Annotated in this window: 12 protein-coding genes; 6 read left to right on the top strand and 6 right to left on the bottom strand. The window is 36.4% G+C overall.

The window, feature by feature from the left end; translation table 11 throughout:
* The first annotated feature begins 69 nt into the window (after positions 1-69).
* Both Q4503_RS09860 and Q4503_RS09855 read left to right on the top strand, forming a co-directional pair.
* Complete coding sequence (locus Q4503_RS09860; protein ID WP_303602159.1) at positions 70-564, top strand: Rab family GTPase; 495 nt, start codon at positions 70-72, stop codon at positions 562-564.
* 4 nt (positions 565-568) lie between these two features.
* The gene (locus tag Q4503_RS09855) at positions 569-2,728 is read left to right on the top strand and encodes an EAL domain-containing protein (RefSeq protein ID WP_303602158.1); all 2,160 of its coding nucleotides are present in this window, start codon (positions 569-571) and stop codon (positions 2,726-2,728) included.
* Between the two features lie 62 nt (positions 2,729-2,790).
* Here the strand turns inward: Q4503_RS09855 and Q4503_RS09850 are convergent, their stop codons facing one another.
* Positions 2,791-2,955 carry a hypothetical protein gene (locus tag Q4503_RS09850; RefSeq protein WP_303602157.1) on the bottom strand — a complete coding sequence of 55 codons (165 nt, stop codon included), beginning with the start codon at positions 2,953-2,955 and terminating at the stop codon, positions 2,791-2,793.
* Between the two features lie 39 nt (positions 2,956-2,994).
* Positions 2,995-5,277, bottom strand: coding sequence for a peptidase U32 family protein (locus Q4503_RS09845; protein WP_303602156.1), 2,283 nt, complete (start codon positions 5,275-5,277; stop codon positions 2,995-2,997).
* 135 nt (positions 5,278-5,412) lie between these two features.
* Between Q4503_RS09845 and Q4503_RS09840 the strand changes: the two genes are divergently transcribed.
* The gene (locus Q4503_RS09840; protein ID WP_303602155.1) at positions 5,413-8,277 is read left to right on the top strand and encodes an FAD-binding and (Fe-S)-binding domain-containing protein; all 2,865 of its coding nucleotides are present in this window, start codon (positions 5,413-5,415) and stop codon (positions 8,275-8,277) included.
* A gap of 311 nt (positions 8,278-8,588) precedes the next feature.
* Here Q4503_RS09840 and Q4503_RS09835 read toward each other — a convergent pair whose 3' ends face one another.
* The 3 genes from Q4503_RS09835 to Q4503_RS09825 all read right to left on the bottom strand — a co-directional run bounded on the left by Q4503_RS09835 (position 8,589) and on the right by Q4503_RS09825 (position 14,531).
* Positions 8,589-9,542, bottom strand: coding sequence for a DUF808 domain-containing protein (locus Q4503_RS09835; RefSeq protein WP_215974409.1), 954 nt, complete (start codon positions 9,540-9,542; stop codon positions 8,589-8,591).
* Between the two features lie 206 nt (positions 9,543-9,748).
* The gene (locus Q4503_RS09830; RefSeq protein WP_303602154.1) at positions 9,749-11,668 is read right to left on the bottom strand and encodes a metallophosphoesterase family protein; all 1,920 of its coding nucleotides are present in this window, start codon (positions 11,666-11,668) and stop codon (positions 9,749-9,751) included.
* Between the two features lie 97 nt (positions 11,669-11,765).
* The gene (locus tag Q4503_RS09825) at positions 11,766-14,531 is read right to left on the bottom strand and encodes a TonB-dependent receptor (RefSeq protein ID WP_303602153.1); all 2,766 of its coding nucleotides are present in this window, start codon (positions 14,529-14,531) and stop codon (positions 11,766-11,768) included.
* Positions 14,532-14,781: 250 nt separating this feature from the next.
* On the opposite strand from Q4503_RS09825, the gene Q4503_RS09820 reads away from it, so the two are divergent.
* The 3 genes from Q4503_RS09820 (at position 14,782) to Q4503_RS09810 (ending at position 19,224) form a co-directional block, all read left to right on the top strand.
* Positions 14,782-15,321, top strand: coding sequence for an RNA polymerase sigma factor (locus tag Q4503_RS09820; RefSeq protein WP_215974406.1), 540 nt, complete (start codon positions 14,782-14,784; stop codon positions 15,319-15,321).
* 95 nt (positions 15,322-15,416) lie between these two features.
* Positions 15,417-16,283 (top strand): FecR family protein, encoded by an 867-nt coding sequence (locus tag Q4503_RS09815; protein WP_215974405.1) that lies wholly within the window; start codon positions 15,417-15,419, stop codon positions 16,281-16,283.
* A 52-nt stretch (positions 16,284-16,335) separates the two neighbouring features.
* The gene (locus Q4503_RS09810; RefSeq protein WP_303602152.1) at positions 16,336-19,224 is read left to right on the top strand and encodes a TonB-dependent receptor; all 2,889 of its coding nucleotides are present in this window, start codon (positions 16,336-16,338) and stop codon (positions 19,222-19,224) included.
* A 51-nt stretch (positions 19,225-19,275) separates the two neighbouring features.
* On the opposite strand, the gene Q4503_RS09805 is transcribed toward Q4503_RS09810, so the two are convergent.
* The gene (locus Q4503_RS09805; protein WP_303602151.1) at positions 19,276-19,968 is read right to left on the bottom strand and encodes a hypothetical protein; all 693 of its coding nucleotides are present in this window, start codon (positions 19,966-19,968) and stop codon (positions 19,276-19,278) included.
* Positions 19,969-20,333 lie beyond the last annotated feature (365 nt).

Below are 20,333 nucleotides of genomic sequence, written 5' to 3'. Positions count from 1 at the left end.
ACGTTAAAAGGGATATGCCGTATATCAACTGGCATTTTAACAGCACTATACAGAAATTGGAGACGGCTTTTGATTCAAAAGAAAATTTGTTTACTCGGTGCGTCTAGCGTAGGAAAAACAAGTTTAGTTAAGCAATTTGTGGAAGGCATTTTTAATGAAAAATACCTAACCACTATCGGTGTTAAAATTGATAAAAAGGTTGTCACGCTAGAAAATAATTCTCTGCAATTTATGCTTTGGGATATTGAAGGTAATGATCGCTATAATGCTTTTCAAGAACGTTATTTACGTGGCGCCTCAGCCTATATTATTGTGGCTGATCAAACACGCACAACCTCTTTAATTGAAGGTTTAGAGATTCACAGTCTCGCCCGTAAAGTTGCTAAATGTCCTGCTATTCTGGCTATCAATAAAAGTGATTTACAACCAAGTTGGCATTGGGAAGATAAAGGGCTAGAAGATTATAACGATTTGTTTGATTTACATTTCTATACAAGTGCTAAAACCGGTGCAAATGTAGATAACATGTTTTTTGAGTTGGCTAAATTGCTGCAAGAGAGTTAATCGCATGACTTCGATACTAAATAATGTACTCAATGCAATGCAACAAGTGATTATTGAACCTGTTGAGGGTAGTCTTAATCTTTTTAAACTTGTTGGCGGCTCTTGCTTATGGGCAACTGAATTACTTCCTCTTTCTGCTAGTCAAAAAGTTTTTAGTATTGACGATAACACACCTTTTTTACAAGATTTTCTTATTGATGCGCAACTAATATGGAATGGCAGTGAAGATAATCGGGTTCGCTCTGGCTTTTGGACTGAAGTTGTTGCAAACAACAAAGAATTACATTTAGAAGCGATTGCAATTAAACAAGACGATCAAAGTTTACTGATTATCAGCAATCAAACTGAAGACTTTACACTTCGCCAAAGTACAATGCAGTCTGCTCGAGAACTCTCTCTCTATAATGATCATTTAATAGAACAAAATGAGTATTTGCATACAAGAATTCTCGCTATTTTTAATAAACCTTACGAACAAGAAAATATTATTACGGCGCTAACGAAAGCAATTGAGAATGCCGGCTTTGCAGTACTTATTACAAAAAGTGATTTAACGACTATTATTGCTAATACAGCTGCGTTACATTTATTTGAACAAGGTGGCTCTTCAAATCATGAGTCTTCAAATCCTGTAGATATTATTGTACAACTTTTAAAAAATCAATTACCAGAATATGAACGTATTATCGCTACTAAATCTAGTTGGGATGGCGAGCTATGTTGGATGTCGCCACCATCGACATTGAAATGGTTAAAAGTTGCTTTATATCCCGTTTTAGATGATTTAAATGAAATAAAGAACTGGATTATTTTTGCTAATGACATAAGTAATATTAAATATTTAGTACAACGAAATGAAAAAAGTGATTTACAGGATTTGTTAACTCAGCTACCTAACCGAATTTCGTTTTGGCAAAGATTGGAAAAACAAATAATATCTAATATTCCTTTTTATTTATTGTATGTTGATGTTAATGATTTTAGGCGTCATAACGAATTCTATGGTCATGATGAAGGAGATAAGTTACTTATTGAAGTCAGTGGTCGTATTAAAAGTAGTATTAAAACATCTGATTTCATCGCAAGGGTAGGCGGTGATGAATTTGCTATTATATTAACTGATATCGATAACCAAGCTTGTTGTGAAGGTGTAGTTGAAAGAATTCTTGACTGTACCAGAGAGCCATTTCAAACAAGTGAATTAGAGAGCTTTAATGTTAATTTAAGTATAGGTGCTGCTAACTTCCCCCATGATGCACATAGTGTTGAAGAATTAATGAAGTTTGTTGATTTAAGTGCTTATAACGGTAAAAGATCAAAAGCTAATTCATTACAGTTTTATTCTCAGTCTATGAAAGATGCATCGCGCCTTATTATTGAAGTTGAGCATGAGCTAAGAGAAGCTATCAAAAATGATGAATTTGAATTGTTTTTACAACCTATTATAGATTTAGAACTTAATAAAATTGTAAAAGCAGAGGCGTTAATTCGCTGGAATCATCCTACGAAAGGAATGCTGTTTCCTGACTCTTTTATTGCTATTGCTGAAAAAAGCGGCTTAATTATCACTATTGGTAAGTGGGTAATTGATACAGCTTGTCAAATGGTGGATAAAATTAACAAAATGGGACATAAAGTTAAAATATCACTGAACCTGTCACCTGCTCAAGTGTTTGATGAAAAACTTTTTCCTCATCTGCATGCTTGTATTAAGAATAATAAAATAGACCCATGTTTATTAGAGTTAGAAATCACGGAAGGCGTGATGATTGATGATTATGCTATTACTGAAAAATTACTGAATAAAGTAAGAGCTATTGGTGTAAGTGTCTCTATTGATGATTTTGGAACTGGCTACAGTTCGCTGGCGTATTTAAAAAAACTACCTTTAGATTTTTTGAAAATTGATCGATCATTTGTTAGAGATATTGTTAGTGATGATAACGATAAAGCTATTGTTAGAGCTGTTATTGCTATGGCACATAATTTAAATTTAGGAGTTATTGCTGAAGGTGTTGAAACTCAAGAACAGTTAGACTTCCTTGAACAAAACTCATGTAACTCAGTGCAAGGTTACTTTTTTAGTAAGCCAATTGAGTTTAGCTCTTTTATTATGTTACTTCAAAATCAAAAAAAGAAAGATTTTGAGTCTCATTCAAGCTAATGCCCCAAATACGTTCATGACATTGATCTTCTCAAATGCTACTTCTTAGGTCACTAGCTCCGTCATTCTGTAGGTATTTTAATACGGAATCCCATACGTGTGGTTGAGTAGTGCGTGAGATCCTGAATCCCTTGAACTACGGAATATAACGAATGAGATTCTGAATCAAGTTCAGAATGACGAGAAGCTAATTCGGTAGTCGTCGATTCCATCATTCCGTAGGTCACTTAATACGGAACCTCCTATTATAAGCTAATTGTACTCAACTAAAGGCCATTGTAATATTGAACACTCGTTGACTGTGGTACTAGTGCATTAATATTATGTTCAACCTCTTTTTCATCCGCAGCTTTAGCTAGTAGTTGCTCAAACTGTCGGATCAATACAACTTTATCTGGTGACTCTTTATCGCCGGCGCCAATGTTGGTTAGGTCAATCATAAAACCATCATATAAATCAGAGAGATCGTTAATGATCTCCATGTTTAAAAACTGATCCTGATTATAAATACTTGGGTAACCTGCTTTTTGTTTATCAATAGCAAAATTATCACCTTTCAAGTTGGTTATGCTCGTTGATTTATCACACGAGAGCATGCAACCGTTATCTATTCTTGGTTTTTCACAACCGACACTTTGTTGGAAGAAGCATTGTCGGCTAGTCATCAATAAAATAGGATGATAAATACTGTAGAACAATTCAAAATTTTCAGGACGGGCAATACTTCTCATTTGTTGCTTGTTAATTTCGTTTGAGATAAACGCACCGCGACAATCAAAGGTTTCTTTCATTGCTAATAAAGCATAAGAGTTTGTTGTATTTAAAAATGGACCTGCAATCCATTTAATGCCTAACCGGTGTGCTTCATAAGCGATACCTGTGTTATTTGTTACAATCAATTCAGGTTTGACTTGCTGTAAAATATTTAAAGCAACGTCGTAATCTTTACCTATTAATACCGATGGAAACCATGGGATTAATTTTGGATTTTGTTTGAAAAAATCAACGTATTTAGTGCAACCACGTTTATAAGCATCGGGTAATTTAAAGTAAACGTTAGCATTTGTTACGTTAGTTAAATTAATATCTTCTTCATCACAAATCAGTAAAGATAACTTAGGCTTAACATATTCTGCTTGAGCGTTTGTCGGTTTAGGATAATTTTTAAGTGGTGGCAGTGTCACTTCGGGTAATACTGCTTTGTTGTTATTTAAGGTTAACGCGAGTTGCTTTTTCAATTCGGTTAATTCTTTAAACGGAATACTTAACCCTTGTGCTAAATTATCAATATTGATTGCTGTTAAATTATAGCTGCTGTTGTTAAAGCTTTTAAAACGCTTATCGATAACGCTTGAATCAATACTCGCTTTATCACTTTGTGTAAGTAAGCTGGTTGATTGCACTTTAAATTCAATATTATCGTCTTTTTCAATCACATTTGCTGTGATCGTTAAAGGCTGATCCAGTGCACCTGAAAAGGTTAATGTCAGTGATAGTTTTTCAATGGTTAAATGTTTGATCTTATCAAAAACAGTGGCTTTAATTTCTTTGTTTTGTTGATGAAGCTCTTGTTCAACTTCATGTATTTGAACCACAGAAATTGCTTTGCTTTTATCTACTGCATGCTTAGTTGAATTATCGCGTGGGTTATCAATAAACATTGACTGGTTCAAGTCACCACGTAAGAAAGCATTAGAAAAGTCACGGTTAAATACTTGATAAAGACGCTCGCCATCTTCGGTTAGCTCACCAGTATTTACGAAGCCATCAATTTGTTTTCGAAAGCTATCTACTACGGTATGTACATAGTTTGCGCCTTTGATACGACCTTCAATTTTAAATGAATGAACACCTGCCTCAATAAGGGCTGGTAAGTCGAAAAAGGCCGAATTGTCTTTAATATTCAGCGGAAAGTTATTGCCCGAAGGCGTTGTTTCATATTCTTCACGACAAGCTTGGCTACAACGGCCTCGATTACCTGAATTACCAACACTGGCAGAAGTTGAATAACATAAACCTGAAAAAGCAACACAGAGTGAACCATGCACAAAAACTTCTACTAAGGTTTCATGCTCTGCGGCTACCGCTGTTATCACTTTAATTTCTTTTAAGCTCAACTCTCTTGATAAGTTAACGCGTGAAGCACCTAACTTTTTCAAGAATGGAATTTGACCAACATTATGCGTGGTAAGTTGTGTTGATGCGTGAATGTCTAATGTAGGAAAGTGCTTGGTGATTAAATTGAACATGCCAATATCTTGCACTATTACCCCATCAAGCGTGGTATTGGCTAATTTACTTAGCAGTTTTGCTAATGATTTAAATTCGCGCTCTAAAATAACGATATTCAATGTGAGAAATATCTTACATTGATACTGGTGTGCTAATCGAATAACACCCACTAATTCATCAAAGGATAGGTTAGACGCTCGATTTCGGGCATTGAATGTATCTAGACCACAGTAAACCGCATCGGCACCAGCAATTATTGCCGCTTTAATCGCATCAACATCGCCACCGGGTGCTAATAATTCAATTTCAGAACTCATTTTTATAACCTACTTTACAACTTTGATTGGTATAATTTTAAAAGAGGGATTTTACCCGTATACTTACCGAAAGAATAGCGTTAAATAAGTTGAGTCGCCTTTGCTTAGGGCTTACTCGTTAATTAGAGAGTTTTTATGTTACTTCCACCGTACCAACACTTTGCGAAAATGTTAGCTTGCTTCTTGCCTGAAGAACGAATTATTAGTAGTTATGCCAAGCGGCTAGCTTTTGGGGTTGATGCAAGCTTTTATCGACTAGTCCCTAAATTAGTATTAATACTTGATACCGAAGCGGAGGTGGTAAAAGTATTAAATCACGCTGCTATTGCTAAATTACCGGTTACTTTTAGAGCTGCTGGTACTAGTCTTTCTGGGCAAGCTCAATCTGACTCTATCCTTATTTTATTAACCACTAGTTGGCGAAATCATCAAATAGTCGATTTAGGATTAAAAATAAAATTAGGACCTGGAGTTATTGGTGCAGATGCAAATAAATATTTACTGCCTTATGGCCGAAAAATAGGACCTGATCCTGCTTCCATTAACACCTGTAAAGTTGCAGGTATTGCTGCTAATAATGCTAGTGGTATGTGCTGCGGTGTGGCACAAAATAGTTATCACACCTTAGATAGTATTCGTGTTGTTTTACATGATGGTGCCGTGTTAGATACTGGCGATAAAGATAGTGTTAGTGAATTTAGAAAAACGCATAGTATCTTGTTAAGCGGTATTAAAAGCTTGGCGTTAGAAACAAATAAGAATGAAAATTTACGCCAGTTAATCAATCATAAATATAGATTAAAAAACACCACTGGTTATGCTATTAATTCGTTAGTGGATTTTGAGGATCCTATCGATATTTTAGCGCATTTAATGATCGGCTCTGAAGGTACCTTAGGCTTTATTTCTTCTATCACTTATAACACGGTTGTTGAACATAAATATCGTGCATCAACCTTAGTTTTTTTCCCCACTATGCAAATTACTTGTCATGCTGTCTCTGCATTAGCTAGTGCAAATGTTTCAGCCGTGGAGTTGATGGATAGACGTGCGTTAGCTTCGGTTAGCGATATGGATGGTTTGCCTGACTTTATCAATACGCTTGATGAACATGTTGGCGCCCTGTTAATCGAAACTTGTGCAGCTAACGCTGAAATATTAAGGCAACAAGTGGCTGAACTTGAATTAATGTTAGCTGATTTTGAACAAACCAATGCGATTAAATTTACTGATGTTGCGAGTGAATATTCTCAATTGTGGGCAATAAGAAAGGGCACTTTTCCTGCTGTTGGCGCTGTTCGAGAAACGGGAACGACTGTAATTATTGAAGATGTTGCTTTTCCTGTTGCTAGGCTTGCTGATGGGGTTGCTGATTTGCAATTGTTATTTACTAAATATCAATATAATGAAGCAATTATTTTTGGGCATGCTCTTGAAGGGAACTTACATTTTGTTTTCACTCAAGACTTCTCAACAGAAAAAGAAATAAAGCGTTATCAGTCATTTATGGACGATGTTTGTCAACTTGTTGCTGTCGATTACCAAGGTTCTTTAAAGGCAGAACATGGTACTGGCCGTAATATGGCCCCTTTTGTTGAGCTAGAATGGGGCAGCGAAGGGTTGGCATTAATGCAGCAAATAAAGCAGTTGTTTGATCCTCAAAGTTTGCTTAATCCTGGTGTAATTATTAATGATAATGCTCATGCACATATTACCAACTTAAAAGCCTTACCCGCCGCAGATATTATTGTTGATAAATGTATAGAGTGTGGTTTTTGTGAGCCTGTCTGTCCATCTAATGGCCTTAGTTTCACGCCGCGTCAACGTATTACCAGTTATCGAGAAATTAGTCGTTTAACTTCGACTAATGAAAACCCTGAATTGTTAGCAGAGCTGAAAAAAGACTTTAATTATTTAGGTATCGATACTTGTGCTGCAACAGGCTTGTGTGCTGAACGTTGCCCCGTCGGTATTAATACGGGTGACCTTATTAGAGAGCTTCGTCATCGCAATAATGAAGGTCACCAAGGTGTGGCTAATGCCTTTGCTAATAACTTCTCTACAGTTGAAAAAACAACTCGAATGACATTAGCAGTCGCAAGCTTTGGCCAACGTTTATTGGGTAATAAAGTGATGGCAGGAGTGACAGGTACTATTAGAAAGCTTTCAGCAAATAAGTTACCTCTGTGGAATAAATATATACCACAAAAAGCACACTATAATCCTACGAAAATTAAAGCTAATAGCAATGTTAACGAAGCAGGTTCTCGACCTAAAGTGGTTTATATCCCAAGCTGCTCAAGTCGCAACATGGGGCAATCATTAACGGCAACAGACCAGCGCTCGCTAACAGACGTTACTTTATCGTTGATAGAAAAAGCTGGATTTGATGTTATCAGTCCAGATTTTACGGGCGAATGTTGTGGTATGCCATTTAATAGTAAAGGCATGTTTTTACAAGCAGAGCAAAAAAGTAATGCAATGCTCGATAAGTTAGCGATATTAAGTGAGCAAGGTAAGTATCCTATTTTAATTGATACCAGTCCTTGTAAATCGATGTTATTAGAAAATAAAGATAAAATTAGGGGGCTTTCACTATTTGAACCTTTTGGTTTTGTTGAAGAAGTTTTGATTAATCATTTGAACTTCACTCCTGTTGATGAACCTATTATGTTACACATTACTTGTTCTAGCAGTAAAATGGGCTTAGCTGGAAAAATGCAACAATTAGCCGAGCGTTGTAGTACTCAGGTGATAATTCCTGAGCATATTCAATGTTGTGGTTTCGCGGGCGATAAAGGGTTTACCACGCCTGAGCTAAATGACAACGCACTGGCGCCGTTAAAAGCTCAAGTACCTCAAGGTTGTACCGCAGGTTATAGTAATAGCAGAACCTGTGAGATTGGCTTATCTCAACACGCGGGTATTGACTATCAGTCGATTATTTATTTAGTTGATAAAGTAACAACAAAGAAAGTAGGCGAGGTTGTTAGACATTAAACGTAAGAGCCTGAATTAAGTTTATAATAACGGAGAATATTCAGAATGGCGACAAAGCGTGCAGCATAACGGACAAAGCGCCGTCATTCCGTAGGTCACTTAATACGGAATCCCACGCGTGTGGTTGAATAAGAAAGGGATTCTGAGCCCTTTGAGCTACACAGCATAACGATTGGGATTCTGAATCAAGTTCAGAATGATCACCAAGCGCTGTCATTCCGTAGGTCACTTAATACGGAATCCCAAACGTACGGTTGAATAAAGCTGAGACCCTGAGTCTCTTGAACTACACAGCATAACGATTTGTAAAACTATGCATGCTCAGGTTTAACGACTATTTTTCTAATCATAACTTCAATAAAAACCAACAAAGCACCTAAACAAAAGCCAACAATTAAATCGATGGTCAATGGTGTAATCATTGAAAGTACATTTCCGATAAATGGAGTTGTTGCCATAAAGTCAGCGACTGCGGTTATATAAGTTTGCGTGGCATGTATACCGTGTGTGATAAGTGAACCACCAACAAGCCACATGGCTGCCGTGCCTGCAATGGCTAAAAATTTCATTAATTTCGGAGCAAAGCCAATCATCAGCCTTCCTAAAGCACGTTTGAACTTTCCCCATATCGATGCCGACTTATCTTGTATTAGCGCTAAACCCCCATCATCAATTTTAACAATACATGCAACTAATCCATATACGCCAACAGTCATTAAAATTGCGACAAAAACCAATACTGATATTTGTGTTGAGATGTCTTTATCAGCAATAGTACCTAGGGCAATAATTATAATTTCAGCAGATAGTATAAAATCTGTTCTGATAGCGCCTTTTATTTTATCTTTTTCAAAACTTTTTAAATCTATGTTTGGATCTTGTAATGCGGATTTTAATTTTGCTTTATGCGCTTCAACTGCGGCTTTATCTGTAATGTTATGCCAAACTTTTTCGAAACCCTCGTAGCATAAATAGGCTCCACCTAGCATAAGTAACGGCATAATGAGCATGGGTAAGAAATAGCTAAGTAACAGGGCTATAGGAACTAACATGGCCTTGTTGAGCATTGAACCTTTAAATACCGCCCAAACTACAGGTAATTCTCGATCAGCACGTATACCACCAGAAAGCTGTTCTGCATTGACGGCAAGGTCATCACCAAGAACACCTGCTGTTTTTTTAGCTGCTACTTTAGACAGCACTGCAATGTCATCGAGCAACATGGCAATATCATCAAGTAAAGTAAGTAAACTAGCACCAGCCATAAAGAATTCCATCAAAATAATTAAGAATAGTTATCATGGTGTTTTTCTTTTTAGTAATCAACCTGAACTTAGCTTAAGAGCCTTTTATTTTTACTCTATTAAGTTTATTCATCATTTACATCTACAGCGTTTGTTAAAAAATATCAGTTTCGCTTTTTCAACCAATTAAGAGCATAGAATAGTAATACTCATATACAGAAATAATCCTACATTGAATGACGTTTAATAGCGGTATTGTTAATGGCGCAATGTTGTATAGGAGCTTGTGATGACAAATTAATCACTAAACAACTGTCGGGTAGTGCATTACTGAATTTTTCGTAAATGACAAAAGCACGTGCTAAAGCATCTGTAACTTGGCAAAGGTTGTTTAAGGTTGAGTATGCTAGGTTTTTTGATCTACATGAATTATTTTCTTTAAGCAAAGTACCCATTGTTGTATATATTTGTTGAGTTTCTTCTGAAATGTCGGCAAAGGCTAGTGAACCGGCATTACGCACTAAATAAAAGTCTGAAATAAAATCGAATACGGTTGTATTTTTCAGAGCGTGAAGCTGTTTTGTATTTAGCTGTTTTGAGGTAGATTCGCTTGGCAAGCAAGGCGGATCTTCTGTTGCACAATGATCAAGGTTGTTAGTTAACATTAACGTATCAAATAATGAGCGTTTAAGGACGTCATCACGAAAACTTGCTGGCCATTCACGAGGTATAAACCGCCATTTAGCAAGTGCTTGCAAGTGCATTTTAGTGTAATTCTGGTAATTATTAGCGCTTAAAATTTCTTTATTCCAGGTGTGTTCAGGATCATGCTTTAACAGATATTTATGTTCTTTTTGATACGCGCTAAATAGAAGATTAAAGTGTTTAACATTATCAATAGTTACCGTGCTTACAGTCGCGTAACTGTTTTCTATGCTAACTAACTTGTAAGCAGGTCGATATGCTGCAATTGATGGCGCTTGAATATTAAATAGTGTGTTTTCTTTGCTTTTAATTACTGATGTATCGTTCATGTGCATATGTCCGCCAATATGCAGTCTTAAGCCTGTTTCAGCGAGTAATTTTCGAGTGTCATTTGTAGGTTCACGTTTTAGTTGAAAAGCTGTATTACCAAATAATGCTTGTATTGACTCTGTTTGACCGTCATAAAACTCACCCATTGGAAAATGACTAAATGCGATTAATGTTTTGTTCTGTGTTTTTGCACGTTGTACTACTTCTTTGATCCAAGTGAGTAGAAAAGGTTTTTCGGAAAGTACTTTGTTATATCCTGCATTCCCCGAGCCTTGAAAATCAAATACACCATTTTTTACTTGAGGGATATATACGTTTGCATCAATAGCTAATAACCAAAGGCCTGCTAAGGGTTCAATTAAGTAGCTAGTATCAGGTATATTTATACAGTTGCTTTTGTCATTTTCGGCGCATTGCACGTAGCTACGTTCAGCTAATGAGGGGCCTTTTGAGAACGGCGTTTCCCATAAAAGTTCATTGTTGCTGGGCATTAGTCCAAAAGGTGCCATAATCTCAACTACTTCTTTATAGCCTCCATGCGCTATTTCGTCACTGCATATTACTTTTTTATTACCAGTGTTTATGTTTGTGTTGTTGAGCACTTTCTTGGTGCAACGAAGGTGCTCTGTTGAATAAATAGCTAGTTCTTGTCCTTTTTCATTTAAAAAGTCAGGTTTACCACCCGCACTTTTAAATGGCTTTACCGGATCATGATTACCAGGAATGGCAAAAAAACGCATACCATACTCTTTTGTATATTTATTAAGAATTTTTTTTAGACCATAAAGGTGTACAAGTTGGCCATCGTCGGTAAAATCACCCGGTAGAGCAACAAGTGTTATACCCTTAGCTGCAATATCGTTAAGTGTGGTAATTAAAGCAAAGTAATTTTCATTAAATAAACGTGTAGAATGAATTTGCGATCTCATACTTCGAATACTCACCGGTGGGATATCTTTCGCTAGTTGAATCCCCTTAAACCCTTGTTGAGAAAAATCGCCGTAAATATCATGAAAATGAATGTCTGGTATAAAAGCGACTTGGGTTTTAGTGTTAGCCTGTACGTGTGTTGTTATGCTTATTAAGTTAATGATGAGTAGTAAGGCTTTCATGCTTAGTTCCTGTCAACCGTATCAATGAGTTAAGTTTATTATTTTTTAATTATGTAGAAACAGGGATCATAATGATCCCTGTTTTTTTAAACGTTATTTAAAAAATAGCACGCAAACCTAGTGATATTCGTCTACCCGAAAACTCATACATTGTCGGGAAAGCAGAATCAAGTGTATAGCCTTTAGTGGCTTCGTCTGTAATATTAATACCTTCTAATGTCATTTTAATTGTGTCGTTAATATTATAGCCAAGAGAAATATCTGTTTGACCATAAGCATCACGATAAACTGGATATATATCGCGCTCTATATATTCAACATATTTATCTTTATAGTTGTAAGAAATACGAGCATCGAAATTGAGGTTTTCATAATAGAAGGTTACGTTGTAAGTTTCGTCAGCTAGACCTTCTGCTGGGGTTGGAATACCTAAATCTGATGAGCCTGTTAATGAATTATCTAAAGAAGTGTAGTTAGCATTAACACCAAACCCTTCTAATGTACTGTGAAAACGTCCAAATGGAATTTGTGCAATTAATTCAATACCACTGACATCGTAGGCACCTTCGGCATTAACTTTTTGATAAATATCAAAGTCGTACACACCATCAATACTACCGTTATCATTGTATTTAGTTACATCATTAACAACGCCAGTTAATGATTCTCGCACTACGCCTTTAATCTCTTTTTCAAAGTAAGAAATGGCTAATAAACCTCCTTTTTCTAAGTACCATTCTAAGCCCATTTCCCATTGGTCGGCATACGTTGGCTGTAGATCAGGGTTACCATCACGGTATTTAAATTCACTTAGGCTGACTGTTCGCTTGTAAGCAATGTCAGTTAAGGCTGGGCGAATAAGAGTTTCGGATGCAGCAGCACGTAAGACTAAGTTGTCACTCAGATCAAGAGAGAAGTTTATGCTTGGTAATAAGTCAGTGTAGTTACCGCTTTTTGATATAGGGGCGGATGTGTAACTCGTTGTACCATCGCTACCTTGTATTTGGTGGTAACCAGACGAAATCACCTCAGTATCAATATAACGAACACCAGCATTTAGGGTTGCGGGCATTTTGCCAATATGAAAAGAAAAATCAGCCATAGCATATATGGCAGAAGTTTTTTCTTTAACTTGATAAAATTGATCAGGTTCAAAATCAACGGTAAAACCGTCGTATCTTAATTCATTACGTGCATAGCTATTTGATACTTGGCTCCAATCTACTTTTGATGAAATTTCAGGTAAGTATTCGCCACCTGAGACTAGTTCTGAAATACTTGTTAGTTGGCTGTCAGCTAATGTGCGTGTACCTACCCATGACGAGTCGCCAGCAGTTGGACCTGTGACACGGTTAGAGCCGTAGTTACGTTCTTTTGATTTATCGGTATAGCGAGCACCGAATTGAATACTTGATAATGAAGGTAAATAAGCTAAGTTTAATTGGCGTGAAAAGTCTAATTGAGCGGCATATTTGTCATCTGAAATATCTTCAATATTTACTTCATTATAATCAAATAAATAAGCTTCGGGTGTATTGTACATATCAAAACTTTCGGCGTTATCACTTGAAAGAGTCTCTGCGCCTGTACTCGTATAACGAGAGCGTGTTGCACGGTAAGCTGTGTGCTTTAAATTGGTGTTTTCTGATGTTTTTTGAGCACCACTATAACCAATTACACCATAAATATCCCATTGTCCAAGTAATGAATCCATTGTCAGACTATATTGTTGGTAGTCAGTATTGTTGCTATTTTCTTTACTTAAAAGCTCATGTTGCGTAGCAGCGTAATCAGCATCTGTTATTACTGTAATTCCATATTCTGACAGGGTTGTATTGTCATATGCATGTACTTCTTCAAGCGAACTAATACTTGATGCTGTGTAGGCTGCTGCATCGTATTCGTCTTCATGGTCATCAAAATTTCCCACTAAACCATCTAACGTTAAACTAAAGTTACTATTAGGTTTATATTGCAAAGATAATGTAGCCCCCCATTTTTCTTGCTCTGTTAAGTAAGCGCGATCACCTACTTTATTCAAAAAGACAACTCGGCTAGTCTCATCATCATCAAATCGGTCGTTAATTATTATACCTGCATCACGCTCTAATACTTCTGCTGTTTGGTCAGCTTGAAATTGCGATGAACCGGTTTTTTCTAACCAACGAGAAATAGGGCGAAAATCTATACCTGAATTACTGTCTGAACGGTTGGTACGTTCTGAGTATGCGAAAGATGCTAATGCCCCCCAATCTCCAAAGGTATCGCTAGCTAATAGGGCAAGTTTAGGATCAGTTTCTTCTGATATTTCGTTATAAGCACCTTCTAGTGAAACCACTATTTTACGTTCATTGTAATCAAAAGGCCTTGCTGTATTAATATCAACCGAGCCAGCAATACCACCTTCTTCATCTGCGGCAGTAGGTGATTTTTTTACGGTAACACTTTGAATTATTTCTGAGGCAAAAATATCAAATTCTACGTCACGCCCACCACTACCAGATGCTGTTGCCAGGTTATTAATAGACACAAAGGTGAAATCACTAGGTAAACTTCGAACATTTACTTTTTGCCCTAAACCTTTATTACGCTCAATTGTTACCCCTGGCATTCTTTGTAATGCCTCTGCTAAGTTTTGTTCTGGGAAGTCTGCGATATCAGATGCGACAATCGAATCAGAAAAACCGATATTTTCGCGTTTTAAATCGACTGCCTTTTTTAAGCTTTTTGAATAGCTAGCGGTAACAACAACTTCTTCCATAGCGTGTTCATTTGAATCATTTTCTTGTGCGTGAACTTGGCTTATAAATAAAGTACTTAAAGCAAGTGCTAATGGCGATAGTTGAAACATTCGGTTAGACATTACGTTATTCCTATTTGTTAGTATTTATTAAGATTTAATAAGTTATTTCTCCACTAAAGACGCAACATAAAATGAAAAGGGGACGTATATATTTGATGAAACTTTTATGTCAGTTTTACTACAGGAGTTTCATAAAATTGTCATTAAATCATCATAATAAACCTGTATTTTCTAAGCGAATATTAGCGCCATTTTAATGCTCATTGATTAATAACTTGACGCTGTAAATAACTATACAAAAAAGAGAATCATGTCCCTCACTAAAATGTCATCACCGATTATTAGTAAAAATACTCAGCAACATGGACCATTAGTTAGGTGCTTTATAGCGAACCAAAATTCGCTTCAGGAATTTTTTCGTCGGTCGGTAGATGATCATGCTGATGCTGATGATTTATTTCAAAAGCTTTTGTTAAAGGCGTTAAAAATAGAAAATACGGAGCATATAGATAACTTACTTGCGTATGGTTTTCGCATGGCGAAACACTTAGTTATTGATCATCATAGAGATCAAAAAAAATTTCCAGAAAGTCTTGAACATGATCCAGAAAGTGAAGCTTTATCACTTGAAAACTTACTCGAACATGAACAGCGTATGCGGTTATATCAGCAAGTGTTAATGCAAATGTCACCATTGCGTCGTGACGTTTTTATTCGTCGTCGGTTACATGGTGAAAGTCGGCAATTAATCGCAAAAAATTTAGGTGTATCTGAAGAAGCGGTCAAAAAGCATATATCGCGTGCTATGGATATGTTGAAAAACGCTATATCAACATTAATTAATAATTGATTGTCCCCTTAGTAGAGATTAAACCGTCATTCATATTAGTAATGAAACATAGTTAGTTATAAGAATAAGTTTAAGTTAAAAAATTGAGACATTTAATGGTATCGACATCCAAAAAAAACGCTAACAATGAGCAATTAACGCAACAGATTTGGCATGATCCTGCGCTTATTGAAGCCTTACAAAAAGTAGAGGAAGAAGCAGAGGTTCACCTCCTTGTAAAAGAACCTCGCAAACTTAAGCTTTGGACATGGGGAGGCGCTTTAGCTGCGAGTGTTATTTTTTCTTTTATAAGCTTTAATTTTATCAAATCAGACGTTACGACTTCTGCTCCAGCTAGTGTAGCTGCGCAGTATTATAGTGGTAATGATGCTGAAAATTTAATTTTGTCTGATGAGTCTAAAGTCGCTTTAAATCAACATTCAACGTTAAAATTTAGTGAAAATAGTCAATCAAGAACTGCACTATTAAGTAAGGGAGAAGCTTATTTTTCAATAAAAAGAGATATTGAAAGACCTTTTACACTGGAAGTCGGTAACGCGACTATACGTGTGCTTGGTACTGCCTTTAATGTGAATAATACCTTAGGTGAAACAAATATAGATGTCTTTCATGGGAAAGTTTCCGTAAAGACTATTGACGGTAAACAGCAGATTGAACTGGTTAAAGGACAACGAGCACGTGTCTATAACAATAATATAATTGTTTCTACTTTTACAGCCAAACAACCTGATTGGCAACTTGGTTGGCTTAATTTTGACGATGTCTCTATTAGTAATGCTGTTTATCAACTTAATCGTTATGCTCAAAGGCCAGTTGTACTGAGTAAGGTTGATGCCAATTTACGGGTTAGTGGACGTTTTAAAACGAATGATGTGCTTGGTGCGTTAACCCTTATTGCGCAATTAAATAAGCTTTCAATCAATACTTTTGATGACAGCATTATATTGTCCTCTACTGATTAATATATTTGCACTATTACTATGCTGTTTTGATTACGTTTTTCGGGGCCTATAAATGTTGAAACGTTATTTATATTTAGCCTTAAGTGCCATGTTATGTGGCTTGTCTTTTTATGTTAATGCGGCACGGGTTAGTTTAATTGAACAGCTCAACAATTTTTCTGAGAAGTTTTCAATCGCGATTATTTATGACAGATCATTACTTGAAGGGGTCGAGGTAGAAGCAAGTAGTGCCCCAAATAACGACATTAATCGTATTGATTTTAATAAGCAGTTGACGACTTGGCTAAAATCGCACCAGCTTAACTGGAAGCAAACCTCGTCAGGTATTCTCATTTATAACGTTAATAATATCCCTAAAAAATCCATTGAAAATTCAGTAAATCAATTAGAAGAAGTCACTGTTATTGGACAATTGCCAACGGGGTCGTTAACTGAGAGATATAATGATAAATATCAACAGTCCGTTGATTATGCACAATTAATAAAAAGTAATAATGCAGGCGAAACCGATTTTATTTTAGGCGCTATGCTTACCCAATTACCTGCTGAAAATTTAGCTGAAGCATTACAAGCGGTTCCAGGACTAAGTATTACTCGAGATCGTGGTGAGGCACTTAATATTAATGCGATGGGGTTAGGCGCAGAGTATCAATTAACGCTGTTTAATGGCCGTCGTCTTGCTAATACTGAAAATGTTCGCAATTCAAATCAATATGGTAAAGCGCATCGTTTTGATATTTTTAGCGCGGGGTTATTTTCAAATGTCGCTGTTTCTAAAACTGCTGATCCTCGGTTACCTAGCGGTGCAATAGGTGCAACCGTTAATTTATTTAGCGATGCCCCATTGGACTATCAAAAAAACAACTTAGACGTCAGGTTGACGGTTGCTGCGTTAGAAGGAGAGCGAGATCTTCAGCCTAGTTTTGGAATAACTGCAAATACTAAATTTGCCGATGATACCGTCGGTTTAATTGTGAAGATGAATTATGAAAGTCGACTGCAGCGTCAGTTTCAATTTGAGTCTTGGCATTGGGGGGAAAATGGCGGTGCATTAAATGTTTATCAGTGGCCTGATATTGATGATGATATTTTAGTGCCAACGGATGGCTTGGCACTAACCATTGAAAATGAAGATCGTATTAGAGCAACGATTTATAGTGCTTTAGCATGGCAACCAAGCGAACTATTAACGATTAATACATTGTGGTTTCGTTCTGAAACTGATTTTGCTTTTGATGAATATCGACTATCGATAAATCCATTAAGTCAGTCGGCCCAAGCAAAGGCAATTCATAATAAAAATAGCTTAGATCAGTTTATATTTTCAAATGTTACTGGCAAATCTAGCCGTGAAGAGTCAACACTCTATTATGCTAATAAAACCTTTCAAACAGACATGAAGTGGCAACCTCATCAACGCTTAATAATAACACCATTTTATAGTCATAGTGTAGCTAACAGTTTGACTAAAGAGCCTATTTCTCGAGTACATGTAGGGCTCTCGCCGATGGATGCTCTTGTTGAGTTACAAAACTATTCGGTTGATAAGTTTACCTTTGATCGTAATCTAAAACTGGTCAGTAGTTATTCAAATATTAATCAGATGAGTAAACGTAACATTAATGTATTGAATAAGGTAGATGAATGGGGCATTGATAGTCAATGGGATTCAACTGGGGATTCTCTTTTGGGTAAAAGATTGAAAACGTTAAACTTTGGTTTTTTACATTCAGCCCAAGCGTATAAATATACCCGTCGTGATGTAAGTTTATCGGTTTCTGCTTTAGCGACATTACCTAAATTAGATGGCCGATGGCTAGAATCTATTCCCGATCTTTTTTCCGCTGACTTTATGAATTCAGATACGCAAGATTGGCTGATTCCAAAAAGTGATTTATTTCAATTGTACGATATAAGTTTACCCTTTGGAGGTGTTACTGATAATGATTTACTCAATAGTTATAAAGTAACTTATGTTTCAAAAGAGGGATATTTACAATCGCAATGGCAGTTAGGGCATTGGTCATTTGATACAGGGCTTCGCTATAGTGATATGAAAAGTCAAATAGCGGGGGCGCAATTAAATGCAGCAGCTGAAGCTGTCTTTCCACTCAACGATAGCCTTAGTTTTGTAACCTGGTTACCGTCATTAAATATTCTGTGGCAACCGTCTTTATATTGGCAGTGGCGGGCGGGATATAGCCGTTCTTATAATCGTCCGAATTACTCGGATTTAAATCCTAAAGTTCATGTGAACTCTGGTGGTTTGCCTTATGCTGAACTGGGGAATCCTGCTTTACAACCGGTTGTCGCAAATACGACTACGTTTTCTGTTACCTGGTTACAAACATCATTAAATGCTCAATTGTTGGGTTTTAATCATAATATAGATAACTTGATTGTAGAACAAAAAGAGTCTTTTAATTACCAAGATATAGAATACAACTCATTACAAAGAACAAATGACGGCGCTGGTAATATTAACGGTTTACAGGCAAGTATTCACTGGTTACTACCATTGCGTAGTGCTTGGTTTTCAGAAAGTAGTGTAGGCGCTAATATAACACGTATTATCAACGCAAATTTTACCACGCCAGATGAGAGTAATGTTCGAATTGACGGTGTTTCCGATTTTACCGCTAACGTACGTTTTGTTGTCAGTGATGATAGTTGGCAAGCTGGACTGAATGTTAACCATCGGAGTGAATTTCTTACGGATAGGGATGTGACAAACAATGCTGATAGCTATATTAAAGCTTATACTAGTACGGATTTAAGCTTCAGCTGGCTGTATTCAGATAGTTTACGCTTACGGGTGGATGTTTTTAATGTAACCAATGAACCCATTTTTAGTACCGCTAAAACAGATGCCGCCGCTTCATTAATGAAAGCAGAAGATTTTGGCCGTCGTTTTGTTGTTGGTTTATCATTAACGTTATGAGGCTTTTTTAATTGGCATTTGCTTAATTTCCTCGGTGTTATCCTCTTTTTACTACTGTTCTTTCTTACCTACCAACATATTGCCATTTTCTAAGAAGGTTAAAATAATTTGCTTACTAGGGCGATTATCGTCAAATAATTCGCTATATTTTTCAATTATTCTGTCTCTGTCTGCTTGGGTTCTTGCGGTAGACATTTCATCACGAAAGGGTTGTCCTTCCATGATGCCGGCGTAATGACTTGCTAAAGCAGCCGTTGTTCGTAGTGCATTTTCAACTTTTGGGTTTTCAGATAATGCCTGTTTTAATTGGTCGGCATACGCATAATCCGCAGGTAAAACAATTTGACCTTCATTATCAAACTCAACGGTAGCTGGCGGCGATTGAATGTTATATTGCGCCAACAAGTCTTTGAATTGTTCTTGTGAATATTTCGACAAAGTATCAATGTTATGGGCCGTAGGAAGTAATAAAGGTATGTCATCCAAGTTCACTGGCGTTGATTGCTGTCCCGGAGTCAGATATTCATCTAGATTAATGGCTGTTTGATCACCTTTACTTGTATTCATCTTAAATACAGCACTTTCCTTTATTTCTTCAGGAGTTGTACTTTGTGCACTAGCTGATTGATAACGGGCAAAAACTTGTGAAAAAGTAGTGCCAGTATTACTAGCGTTAGCTGTTGTGTTATTTGTTTGTTGCACATTTTGTGAATGAATTTGAAAATTTGTAGTGGTGACTTCCATTTTATCCTCGATACTTGATTACGTCATATAAATATACAGATTCTTAGTCAATATTTAGCAAAAAATGTACCATTACCACTTATGTTTTGTCGCGCTTGTTAACCATCAATAATTATGATTGTTCTTACCATATCAATTACAAATAAATGGCAATTTATTGCCGATGTAAAAATACTCAAAGGCACTTTTTGCCGTTTTTATTGGGTCATATTGAGTAAATCAATACACGGCTAACAATTTATAGCTGACGAGGGTTGGTACGCTATTTGCTCTTTAGTTTAGTATCGTAAAGAGTTAAATCATCATATTAGTCTGTCATTTTATTATGTACATAACAGATTACTTATCAATAGGAATGAAAAAAC

Origin of the sequence: Colwellia sp. 6_MG-2023, assembly GCF_030547765.1 — a bacterium.
Lineage (GTDB): Bacteria > Pseudomonadota > Gammaproteobacteria > Enterobacterales > Alteromonadaceae > Colwellia.
The sequence above is the reverse complement of the archived record's forward strand: the minus strand, read 5'-3'. Positions and strand labels throughout refer to the sequence as shown.

Bases quoted from the DNA above. Each gene is read 5' to 3' on its own strand.
- Q4503_RS09855 (WP_303602158.1), top strand. From the start codon at position 569: ATGACTTCGATACTAAATAATGTACTCAATGCAATGCAACAAGTGATT.
- Q4503_RS09845 (WP_303602156.1), bottom strand. From the start codon at position 5,277: ATGAGTTCTGAAATTGAATTATTAGCACCCGGTGGCGATGTTGATGCG.
- Q4503_RS09840 (WP_303602155.1), top strand. From the start codon at position 5,413: ATGTTACTTCCACCGTACCAACACTTTGCGAAAATGTTAGCTTGCTTC.
- Q4503_RS09835 (WP_215974409.1), bottom strand. From the start codon at position 9,542: ATGGCTGGTGCTAGTTTACTTACTTTACTTGATGATATTGCCATGTTG.
- Q4503_RS09830 (WP_303602154.1), bottom strand. From the start codon at position 11,668: ATGAAAGCCTTACTACTCATCATTAACTTAATAAGCATAACAACACAC.
- Q4503_RS09825 (WP_303602153.1), bottom strand. From the start codon at position 14,531: ATGTCTAACCGAATGTTTCAACTATCGCCATTAGCACTTGCTTTAAGT.
- Q4503_RS09820 (WP_215974406.1), top strand. From the start codon at position 14,782: ATGTCCCTCACTAAAATGTCATCACCGATTATTAGTAAAAATACTCAG.
- Q4503_RS09815 (WP_215974405.1), top strand. From the start codon at position 15,417: ATGGTATCGACATCCAAAAAAAACGCTAACAATGAGCAATTAACGCAA.
- Q4503_RS09810 (WP_303602152.1), top strand. From the start codon at position 16,336: ATGTTGAAACGTTATTTATATTTAGCCTTAAGTGCCATGTTATGTGGC.
- Q4503_RS09805 (WP_303602151.1), bottom strand. From the start codon at position 19,968: ATGGAAGTCACCACTACAAATTTTCAAATTCATTCACAAAATGTGCAA.